Origin of the sequence: Citrobacter sp. CK185, assembly GCF_030333565.1 — a bacterium.
In the GTDB taxonomy this organism is placed as follows: domain Bacteria; phylum Pseudomonadota; class Gammaproteobacteria; order Enterobacterales; family Enterobacteriaceae; genus Citrobacter_B; species Citrobacter_B koseri.
Map to the genome: position 1 here is coordinate 152,738 of NZ_JAOWFR010000020.1, position 10,065 is coordinate 162,802.

6 protein-coding genes and 2 rRNA genes are annotated in these 10,065 nt (G+C 54.5%); 2 read left to right on the plus strand and 6 right to left on the minus strand.

Annotated features, from left to right (window positions below; genetic code table 11):
• The first annotated feature begins 4 nt into the window (after positions 1 to 4).
• Positions 5 to 829 carry a glyoxylate bypass operon transcriptional repressor IclR gene (gene iclR / locus OGV79_RS05125; RefSeq protein WP_058668403.1) on the plus strand — a complete coding sequence of 275 codons (825 nt, stop codon included), beginning with the start codon at positions 5 to 7 and terminating at the stop codon, positions 827 to 829.
• 83 nt (positions 830 to 912) lie between these two features.
• Here iclR and aceK read toward each other — a convergent pair whose 3' ends face one another.
• The 4 genes from aceK to metA form a co-directional block, all read right to left on the minus strand.
• On the minus strand, positions 913 to 2,640 hold the full coding sequence (aceK, locus tag OGV79_RS05130) for a bifunctional isocitrate dehydrogenase kinase/phosphatase (RefSeq protein ID WP_286467979.1): 1,728 nt from the start codon (positions 2,638 to 2,640) through the stop codon (positions 913 to 915).
• 97 nt (positions 2,641 to 2,737) lie between these two features.
• Positions 2,738 to 4,042 (minus strand): isocitrate lyase, encoded by a 1,305-nt coding sequence (aceA, locus tag OGV79_RS05135; RefSeq protein WP_024130843.1) that lies wholly within the window; start codon positions 4,040 to 4,042, stop codon positions 2,738 to 2,740.
• Positions 4,043 to 4,073: 31 nt separating this feature from the next.
• Positions 4,074 to 5,675, minus strand: coding sequence for a malate synthase A (aceB, locus tag OGV79_RS05140; protein WP_286450786.1), 1,602 nt, complete (start codon positions 5,673 to 5,675; stop codon positions 4,074 to 4,076).
• Between the two features lie 268 nt (positions 5,676 to 5,943).
• Complete coding sequence (gene metA, locus OGV79_RS05145) at positions 5,944 to 6,873, minus strand: homoserine O-acetyltransferase MetA (RefSeq protein WP_012134677.1); 930 nt, start codon at positions 6,871 to 6,873, stop codon at positions 5,944 to 5,946.
• A gap of 156 nt (positions 6,874 to 7,029) precedes the next feature.
• Here metA and OGV79_RS05150 point away from each other — a divergent pair, with 156 nt between their 5' ends.
• Positions 7,030 to 7,467, plus strand: a complete 438-nt coding sequence (locus OGV79_RS05150) for an acetyltransferase (RefSeq protein ID WP_058668401.1) — start codon at positions 7,030 to 7,032, stop codon at positions 7,465 to 7,467.
• A 90-nt stretch (positions 7,468 to 7,557) separates the two neighbouring features.
• Here the strand turns inward: OGV79_RS05150 and rrf are convergent.
• Both rrf and OGV79_RS05160 read right to left on the minus strand, forming a co-directional pair.
• Positions 7,558 to 7,673, minus strand: a 5S ribosomal RNA gene (rrf, locus tag OGV79_RS05155).
• 95 nt (positions 7,674 to 7,768) lie between these two features.
• A 23S ribosomal RNA gene (locus OGV79_RS05160) occupies positions 7,769 to 10,065 on the minus strand; the annotation flags it as partial.

Below are 10,065 nucleotides of genomic sequence, written 5' to 3' on the forward strand. Positions count from 1 at the left end.
CGCCATGGTTGCCCCTGTCCCCGCGAAACGCGGTAGAAAACCCGCCGCTGCCACTGCGCCCGCAACCGGGCAGGTTCAGTCGCTGACCCGTGGCCTGAAGCTGCTGGAGTGGATTGCCGAATCCAACGGCAGCGTCGCGCTGACCGAACTGGCGCAGCAGGCGGGCCTGCCGAACTCCACGACTCACCGTTTGTTAACCACCATGCAGCAGCAGGGCTTTGTGCGGCAGGTGGGAGATCTGGGCCACTGGGCCGTGGGCGCTCATGCGTTTATCGTCGGCAGCAGTTTTTTGCAGAGCCGTAACCTGCTGGCGATTGTCCACCCTATCCTGCGCAAACTGATGGAAGACTCCGGTGAGACGGTCAATCTGGCGGTGCTGGATCAGAGCGATCACCAGGCGATTATTATCGACCAGGTACAGTGCACACAGCTGATGCGCATGTCTGCGCCCATCGGCGGCAAACTGCCAATGCACGCTTCCGGCGCCGGGAAAGCGTTTCTGGCGCAACTCAGCGAAGAGCAGGTGACTGGCCTGCTGCACCGTAAAGGGCTGCATGCCTATACCCACGCCACGCTGGTGTCGCCGGTACATCTGAAAGACGACCTCGCCCAGACGCGCAAGCGCGGTTATTCCTTTGATGATGAAGAGCACGCGCTTGGCCTGCGTTGCGTTGCGTCGTGCATTTACGACGAGCACCGCGAGCCGTTTGCTGCGATCTCAATTTCCGGGCCGATTTCCCGCATCACTGACGATCGCGTCACCGAGTTTGGCGCGATGGTGATTAAAGCGGCGAAAGAAGTCACGCTGGCATACGGCGGGTTTAGATAAGCAAGGCTTGCCGGATGGCGGCGCAAGCGCCTTATCCAGCCTACAGTCACGTGTAGGCCCGGTAAGCGCAGCGCCACCGGGCGTCAAGCCGCAAATCTGAAGCAAAACCGCTGTTTGCGCCGATAGGCGTAAACATCTTCCACATGTCCTTCGCGGATACGCGTCTGTAACGCCCGCCAGTAGTCGGCGCGGAACAGGTCGGCGTGCATCTCCTCAAATAACGGCCCAATTCTTGGGTCAGCGCACAGCCAGTGGCGAAACTCTTCCGGGAAAACATCCCCTGGCGAAACGCTGTACCAGGGCTCGCTGGCCAGCTCATCTTCCGGGTAGCGCGCTTGCGGAATATCGCGGAAATTCACTTCCGTCATGTAGCAAATTTCATCGTAATCGTAGAACACCACGCGCCCGTGGCGGGTGACGCCAAAGTTTTTAAACAGCATGTCGCCGGGGAAGATGTTGGCGGCGGCAAGCTGGCGAATCGCATTGCCGTACTCTTCAATCGCGTCACGCAGTTGCTGGCCCTCCACCTGCTCCAGCCAGATATTCAGCGGCACCATACGACGCTCAATGTAGAGATGGCGAATCACTATCTGATCGCCAAGGTCGATGATTTTCTCCGGCGCCTCCTGGCGCAACAGCGTCATCAGCGCTGGCGCGATTCGCCGCTTCTCCAGCACAAAGTTCTCGAACTCCTGCGTATCGGCCATCCGCCCGACGCGATCGTGTTCTTTAACGAGTTGATAGCAAGCGCGCACATGGGCGGCCGACATCTCTTTTTGTGGGGCAAACCTATCCTTGATGATCTTAAACACCCGGTCAAAGCCCGGCAGCGTAAACACCAGCATCACCATGCCGCGAATACCGGGCGCTTCAATAAACTGCTCATCGCTGTTCGCCAGATACAGTAAATACTCGCGATAGCTCTCGGTTTTCGCATGCTTCTGACAGCCAATCGCCATGTACAGCTCGGCGGTGGTTTTACCTGGCAGGATCTCACGCAGCCACTCAACCAGCGCGGCAGGCAACGGCGCGTACACCATGAAGTAGGAACGGGCAAAACCAAACACGATACTGGCCTCAGCCGTGGTGGTCAGGCAGGTATCGACAAACAGTTCGCCTTCATCGGTGCGATGAATCGGCAGCAAAAACGGCAACGTGCCGGCTGGGGTCAGCAACTTCCCCACCAGCCAGGCGGCTTTATTGCGATAAAACAGCTCATTCGCCACCTGCAAATGGCTGCGGTGCAAAGCCTCCGCTCCGAACGTTTCCGTCAGGTGAGCAATGATGTAACGAATATCACGGCTTTTGTTTTGCCAGGGCAAACGCAGCGGTAGATCGCTGAGAATACGTGTCAACAGCGGTTCCCAGCCGTGATCGGGGAAGAAATCTTTCGCCAGCGGGCGCGGGATCGTGCGAAACCGGCGTTCAGGCTGGGAGCTAAAGATAAAAAGCCGCTCGGGAGTGAGCGAGCGGTGGTCAAATAACCGACAGTAGACGGAGTTAAAAAAGCTCTCCGCAATCTCGAAGCGCGGGTAATCCGGCAACAGCCGGGTGTAATGCTCTTTGACACGCAGTAAAAAGGCCGCATCGGTGCTTTTGCCGTCAGTAATGCAGCGTAACTGTTCCACCACCAGACCAACGTGATGATCATAGAGGTGGATACGGCTTTTCATCGCCTGCTGCACGGCATGCCAGTCGGCCTGTTCAAAGCGCTGCTGCGCGCCGGAAGTCACTTCCAGAAATCGACCATACTGCGCGTCAAAGCCTTGCAGGATGGTTTGAGCAATCAGTAATTCCAGGCCACGCGACATGGTTTGTCCTCATCGGTTGCCGGATGGCGGAGCAAGCACCTTATCCGGCCTACGGTTCGGGGTAGGCCGGATAAGCGTAAGCGCCATCCGGCATGGATCAGAACTGCGATTCTTCAGTGGAACCCGTTAATGCCGTCACTGAGGAGGTGCCGCCCTGAATGATGGTGGTCACTTTGTCGAAGTAGCCTGTCCCCACTTCCTGCTGATGGGACACGAAGGTGTAACCGTCTTTGGCCGCCGCAAATTCTGGCTGCTGAACCTTCTCAACATAGTGGCGCATGCCTTCACCCTGCGCATAGGAATGTGCCAGGTCGAACATGTTGAACCACATGCTGTGGATGCCCGCCAGGGTGATGAACTGGTACTTGTAGCCCATGTCCGACAGCTGCTGCTGGAAGCTGGCGATGGTTTTATCGTCCAGGTTCTTCTGCCAGTTAAACGACGGCGAGCAGTTGTAGGCCAGCAGTTTACCCGGGTATTTCGCGTGGATGGCATCGGCAAAGCGCTTCGCCAGTTCAAGGTCTGGCGTAGAGGTTTCGCACCACACCAGGTCTGCGTAAGGCGCATACGCCAGCCCACGGCTGATCGCCTGCTCAATACCGGCACGCGTGCGGAAGAAGCCTTCGCTGGTGCGTTCGCCGGTAATAAATTCACTGTCGTACGCGTCGCAGTCGGAGGTTATCAGATCTGCCGCATCCGCGTCGGTACGGGCAATCAGCAACGTCGGTACGCCCATCACGTCAGCCGCCAGACGCGCAGCCACCAGTTTCTGAATGGCTTCCTGCGTCGGCACCAGAACTTTGCCGCCCATATGACCGCACTTCTTCACCGACGCAAGCTGATCTTCGAAGTGAACAGCCGCTGCACCGGCTTCGATCATCGATTTCATCAGTTCAAACGCGTTCAGTACGCCGCCAAAACCGGCCTCCGCATCGGCAACGATCGGCAGGAAGTAATCGACAAAGCGCGGATCGCCAGGCTCAATGCCGGACGCCCACTGGATCTGATCCGCACGACGGAAAGTGTTGTTGATCCGATCCACGACCGCCGGAACAGAGTTTGCCGGGTACAGCGACTGATCCGGGTACATGCTGGAGGCCAGGTTAGCGTCCGCCGCCACCTGCCAGCCGGACAGATAGACCGCCTCAATGCCCGCTTTCGCCTGTTGCAGCGCCTGGCCGCCGGTCAGTGCGCCGAGGCTGTTGATGTAGCCTTTTTTCGCGTCGCCATGCAGCAGACGCCACATTTTGGCCGCGCCAAGCTGCGCCAGCGTACATTCCGGGTTGACCGAGCCGCGTAATTTCACCACTTCCTCCGCGCTATACGGGCGACGGATACCTTCCCAGCGCGGTTGCGTCCATTCTTTCTGTAACTCTTCGATTTGTTGGGTACGGGTTTTCATGTGCAGATGCTCCATATTGTTATGTGGTGAGTTAAGCCAGCAGGCGGTAGCCTGGCAGGGTCAAGAAATCGATCAGTTCATCAGAGGTAGTGATCTGCTCCATCAGGCGCGCGGCTTCATCAAAGCGCCCGCTGCTGAAGCGGTGCTCTCCCAGCTCGTCCTGGATCACCAGCATCTCTTCGGCCAGCATCTGGCGGAATAGCGCTTTCGTGACGGGTTTGCCGTTGCTCAGGGTTTTCTCGTGATGAATCCATTGCCAGATAGAGGTACGGGAGATTTCAGCCGTTGCCGCATCTTCCATCAGGCCATAAATCGGTACGCAGCCATTGCCGGAGATCCATGCTTCGATGTACTGCACCGCCACGCGAATATTGGCGCGCATCCCCTCTTCGGTACGATCGCCCTCGCAGGGCGCCAGCAGCTGTTCGGCAGTAATGGGCGCATCTTCATCACGGGTAACAAACAGCTGGTTCTGGTTTTCGCCCAGCGCCTCGTTAAAGACCGTCATCGCGGTGTCCGCCAGCCCCGGGTGCGCGATCCAGGTGCCGTCATGACCGTTATTGGCTTCCAGCGCTTTGTCCGCTTTCACTTTGTTGAGCACTTGATTGTTGCGCTCAGCGTCTTTGCTCGGGATAAACGCCGCCATGCCGCCCATCGCAAATGCGCCGCGCTTATGGCAGGTTTTGATCAACAGCCGTGAATAGGCGCTGAGGAACGGTTTATCCATCGTCACCACCTGACGGTCCGGCAGGACGCGATCCGGGTGATTTTTCAGTGTTTTGATATAGCTGAAAATGTAATCCCAGCGGCCGCAGTTAAGACCAACAATATGGTCACGCAGCGCGTGCAGGATCTCATCCATCTGGAAGACGGCAGGCAGAGTTTCAATCAGCAAGGTGGCTTTGATGGTGCCGCGCGGCAGATTAAAACGGTCTTCGGCATAGCTGAAGACTTCGCTCCACCAGGCTGCCTCCTGCCAGGCCTGAGTTTTCGGCAGGTAGAAATACGGACCGCTGCCTTTTGCCAGCAACGCTTTATAGTTGTGGAAAAAGTAGAGAGCGAAATCAAACAGGCTGCCAGGAATGGCTTCGCCACGCCAGGTCACATGTTTTTCCGGCAGGTGTAAACCGCGTACGCGACAAATCAGTAACGCCGGGTCCGGCTTGAGTTGATAGATTTTCCCGGCTTCGTTGGTGTAGCTGATGGTGCCGTTCACCGCATCACGCAGGTTGATCTGACCATCAATCACTTTGCTCCACTCCGGCGCCAGTGAATCCTCAAAGTCGGCCATGAACACTTTCACGTTAGCATTCAGCGCGTTAATCACCATTTTACGTTCTACCGGGCCGGTGATTTCCACGCGACGATCCTGTAAATCGTCAGGAATGCCGCGAATTTTCCAGTCACCTTCACGAATGGAAGCGGTTTCCGAAATAAAATCAGGCAACTTACCGTCATCAATATCCTGCTGTTGCTGAATACGAGCAGCGAGGAGTTTGTTACGCTTCGGCGTAAAACGCGTCACCAGTTCGGTCAGAAACTCTACCGCTTCTGCGGTCAGAATTTGCTTCTCCTGCTCACCATACGGCCTGGTAAAGGTCAGTTCATCGGTTGTCGTTGCCTGTTGATTCATTATGCAGCTCCTCGTCATTGATCCGAATACATCCCCAATGCGAACGAAGGATCGTTGTGTGGTTTTCGTTCAGCACAACTAAGACTACTCAATTAAATTCCAAAATCAAAAACAATTTCCATTTTTAATTTAATTATCAATTAACTTATTGATAACAATAAAAATAAAGTTTAATTACAAGATGAGCGACATTTCAGAAATAAAAAAGGCACCCGAAGGTGCCTGTTTCAACATGCTGAAACGCTTTAGGATCGTGCGCTACAGAAGATTAATCCAGCGTTGGATTCATGTGACGCAGATCATATGGCGTGATCTGGTAGACGTAATAGTTGAGCCAGTTGGTAAACAGCAAATTACCGTGGCTGCGCCAGGTCGCGCGAGGTTTGTTTTGCGGATCGTTTTTCGGGAAATAGTTGTACGGTACATTCGGACTTAAACCTGCTTCAACATCCCGGAAATATTCACTGGCCAGCGTATGGGCATCGTACTCCGGGTGACCGGTTACAAACGCGATTCGTTTATCTTTGCTGGCGAACAGGTAGGCATCTCCATCTTCGGTTTCCGCGAGGATCTCAAGGTCGGTATAGTCCCGAATCAGCGCCGCCGGGAAGTCGGCATAGCGTGAGTGCGGAGCAAGGAATGAATCATCAAAACCACGAGTCAGTAAAGCATGAGGATGAAGGATGTGATGTTCGTAGACGCCGGAAAGTTTATCTGTGCGGGTTTGCTTCGGAATGCCATAGAGAATATTAAGCGCGGCCTGTACCGCCCAACAGACAAACAGCGTTGAGGTGACGTGATCTTTCGCCCACTCCAGCACCTGCTTAATCTGCGGCCAATACGCAACATCATTAAACTCCACCAGGCCCAGAGGCGCGCCGGTGACAATCAGCCCATCGAAATTCTGATCGCAGATATCCTCGAAGTTACAGTAGAAGTTGTTCAGATGCTCTGCCGGTGTATTACGCGATTCACGAGCATCAATCCGCAAGAGCTGAACATCGACCTGAAGCGGTGAGTTTGACAACAGGCGCAGGAACTGGTTTTCCGTTTCGATCTTCTTCGGCATCAGGTTGAGGATAAGCACCTTCAGCGGACGAATTTCCTGGCCAGAAGCGCGGGATGTCGTCATAACAAAGACGTTTTCCTCACGTAAGAAATTGACGGCGGGTAGCTCGTCCAGCACGCGAATTGGCATAACCTGATAACCTCACTACATACGTTTAAACGTTTAGACATCCAGATAGCTGAAGATACCCAGAAATTCTTCTAATGTCGAGCCTGCATGTTGAAGGTGAGAAAGTTTCACGGCGGTGTTTACGATAGAATATAAGCACAAAGAAAAGGAGATAATATGGTTATTAGCATTCGCCGATCGCGGCAAGATGAAGGGGAAAAACTGATTGCTATCTGGTGTCGTTCTGTTGATGCTACGCACCATTTTCTGTCTGCATCCTATCGGAGCGAGCTGGAAGAGCTGGTGCGTTCTTTTTTACCAGAAGCGCCGTTATGGGTGGCAGTGACAGAGCAGGATGAGCCCGTCGCGTTTATGCTGCTGACCGGGCAGCACATGGATGCCCTGTTTGTCGATCCCGACGTTCGTGGCTGCGGCGTAGGGAAATTGCTGGTTGAGCATGCGTTTACGCTGGCCCCCGAGTTAACAACCAACGTTAACGAACAGAATGAACAAGCGGTTGGGTTCTACAAAAAGATGGGATTTAAAGTGACAGGACGTTCAGAGGTAGACGATCTTGGCAGACCGTATCCGTTATTGAATCTGGTTCATACGTAGGCCGGATAAGGCGCAGCTAACATCCGGCTGCACCCGGACGCATGAACGCAAAAAGGCCATCCCTCAGGATGGCCTCTTCACTTAATTAATGCCTGGCAGTTCCCTACTCTCGCATGGGGAGACCCCACACTACCATCGGCGCTACGGCGTTTCACTTCTGAGTTCGGCATGGGGTCAGGTGGGACCACCGCGCTACGGCCGCCAGGCAAATTCTGTTCGTCTAATGCCTCTCGCATTAAACACTAATCTGTAATCAGGCTGAAAATCGTCTCTCAGTCCGCCAAAACATCTTCGGCGTTGTAAGGTTAAGCCTCACGGTTCATTAGTACCGGTTAGCTCAACGCATCGCTGCGCTTACACACCCGGCCTATCAACGTCGTCGTCTTCAACGTTCCTTCAGGACTCTCAAGGAGTCAGGGAGAACTCATCTCGGGGCAAGTTTCGTGCTTAGATGCTTTCAGCACTTATCTCTTCCGCATTTAGCTACCGGGCAGTGCCATTGGCATGACAACCCGAACACCAGTGATGCGTCCACTCCGGTCCTCTCGTACTAGGAGCAGCCCCCCTCAGTTCTCCAGCGCCCACGGCAGATAGGGACCGAACTGTCTCACGACGTTCTAAACCCAGCTCGCGTACCACTTTAAATGGCGAACAGCCATACCCTTGGGACCTACTTCAGCCCCAGGATGTGATGAGCCGACATCGAGGTGCCAAACACCGCCGTCGATATGAACTCTTGGGCGGTATCAGCCTGTTATCCCCGGAGTACCTTTTATCCGTTGAGCGATGGCCCTTCCATTCAGAACCACCGGATCACTATGACCTGCTTTCGCACCTGCTCGCGCCGTCACGCTCGCAGTCAAGCCAGCTTATGCCATTGCACTAACCTCCTGATGTCCGACCAGGATTAGCTGACCTTCGTGCTCCTCCGTTACTCTTTAGGAGGAGACCGCCCCAGTCAAACTACCCACCAGACACTGTCCGCAACCCGGATTACGGGCCCACGTTAGAACACCAGCCATTAAAGGGTGGTATTTCAAGGGCGGCTCCATGCAGACTGGCGTCCACACTTCAAAGCCTCCCACCTATCCTACACATCAAGGACCAGTGTTCAGTGTCAAGCTATAGTAAAGGTTCACGGGGTCTTTCCGTCTTGCCGCGGGTACACTGCATCTTCACAGCGAGTTCAATTTCACTGAGTCTCGGGTGGAGACAGCCTGGCCATCATTACGCCATTCGTGCAGGTCGGAACTTACCCGACAAGGAATTTCGCTACCTTAGGACCGTTATAGTTACGGCCGCCGTTTACCGGGGCTTCGATCAAGAGCTTCTCCGCGAGGATAACCCCATCAATTAACCTTCCGGCACCGGGCAGGCGTCACACCGTATACGTCCACTTTCGTGTTTGCACAGTGCTGTGTTTTTAATAAACAGTTGCAGCCAGCTGGTATCTTCGACTGATTTCAGCTCCATGAGTAAATCACTTCACCTACATATCAGCGTGCCTTCTCCCGAAGTTACGGCACCATTTTGCCTAGTTCCTTCACCCGAGTTCTCTCAAGCGCCTTGGTATTCTCTACCTGACCACCTGTGTCGGTTTGGGGTACGATTTCGTGTTACCTGATGCTTAGAGGCTTTTCCTGGAAGCAGGGCATTTGTCACTTCAGCACCGTAGTGCCTCGTCATCACACCTCAGCGTTTAATAAGGTACCGGATTTACCTGGAACCTCCGCCTACATGCTTAAACCGGGACAACCGTCGCCCGGCCGACATAGCCTTCTCCGTCCCCCCTTCGCAGTAACACCAAGTACAGGAATATTAACCTGTTTCCCATCGACTACGCCTTTCGGCCTCGCCTTAGGGGTCGACTCACCCTGCCCCGATTAACGTTGGACAGGAACCCTTGGTCTTCCGGCGAGCGGGCTTTTCACCCGCTTTATCGTTACTTATGTCAGCATTCGCACTTCTGATACCTCCAGCATGCCTCACAGCACACCTTCAACGGCTTACAGAACGCTCCCCTACCCAACAACGCATAAGCGTCGCTGCCGCAGCTTCGGTGCATGGTTTAGCCCCGTTACATCTTCCGCGCAGGCCGACTCGACCAGTGAGCTATTACGCTTTCTTTAAATGATGGCTGCTTCTAAGCCAACATCCTGGCTGTCTGGGCCTTCCCACATCGTTTCCCACTTAACCATGACTTTGGGACCTTAGCTGGCGGTCTGGGTTGTTTCCCTCTTCACGACGGACGTTAGCACCCGCCGTGTGTCTCCCGTGATAACATTCTCCGGTATTCGCAGTTTGCATCGGGTTGGTAAGCCGGGATGGCCCCCTAGCCGAAACAGTGCTCTACCCCCGGAGATGAATTCACGAGGCGCTACCTAAATAGCTTTCGGGGAGAACCAGCTATCTCCCGGTTTGATTGGCCTTTCACCCCCAGCCACAGGTCATCCGCTAATTTTTCAACATTAGTCGGTTCGGTCCTCCAGTTAGTGTTACCCAACCTTCAACCTGCCCATGGCTAGATCACCGGGTTTCGGGTCTATACCCTGCAACTTAACGCCCAGTTAAGACTCGGTTTCCCTTCGGCTCCCCTAT

Excerpts from the sequence above, each read along its gene's own strand:
- iclR (WP_058668403.1), top strand. The coding sequence starts at position 5 with ATGGTTGCCCCTGTCCCCGCGAAACGCGGTAGAAAACCCGCCGCTGCC.
- aceK (WP_286467979.1), bottom strand. The coding sequence starts at position 2,640 with ATGTCGCGTGGCCTGGAATTACTGATTGCTCAAACCATCCTGCAAGGC.
- aceA (WP_024130843.1), bottom strand. The coding sequence starts at position 4,042 with ATGAAAACCCGTACCCAACAAATCGAAGAGTTACAGAAAGAATGGACG.
- aceB (WP_286450786.1), bottom strand. The coding sequence starts at position 5,675 with ATGAATCAACAGGCAACGACAACCGATGAACTGACCTTTACCAGGCCG.
- metA (WP_012134677.1), bottom strand. The coding sequence starts at position 6,873 with ATGCCAATTCGCGTGCTGGACGAGCTACCCGCCGTCAATTTCTTACGT.
- OGV79_RS05150 (WP_058668401.1), top strand. The coding sequence starts at position 7,030 with ATGGTTATTAGCATTCGCCGATCGCGGCAAGATGAAGGGGAAAAACTG.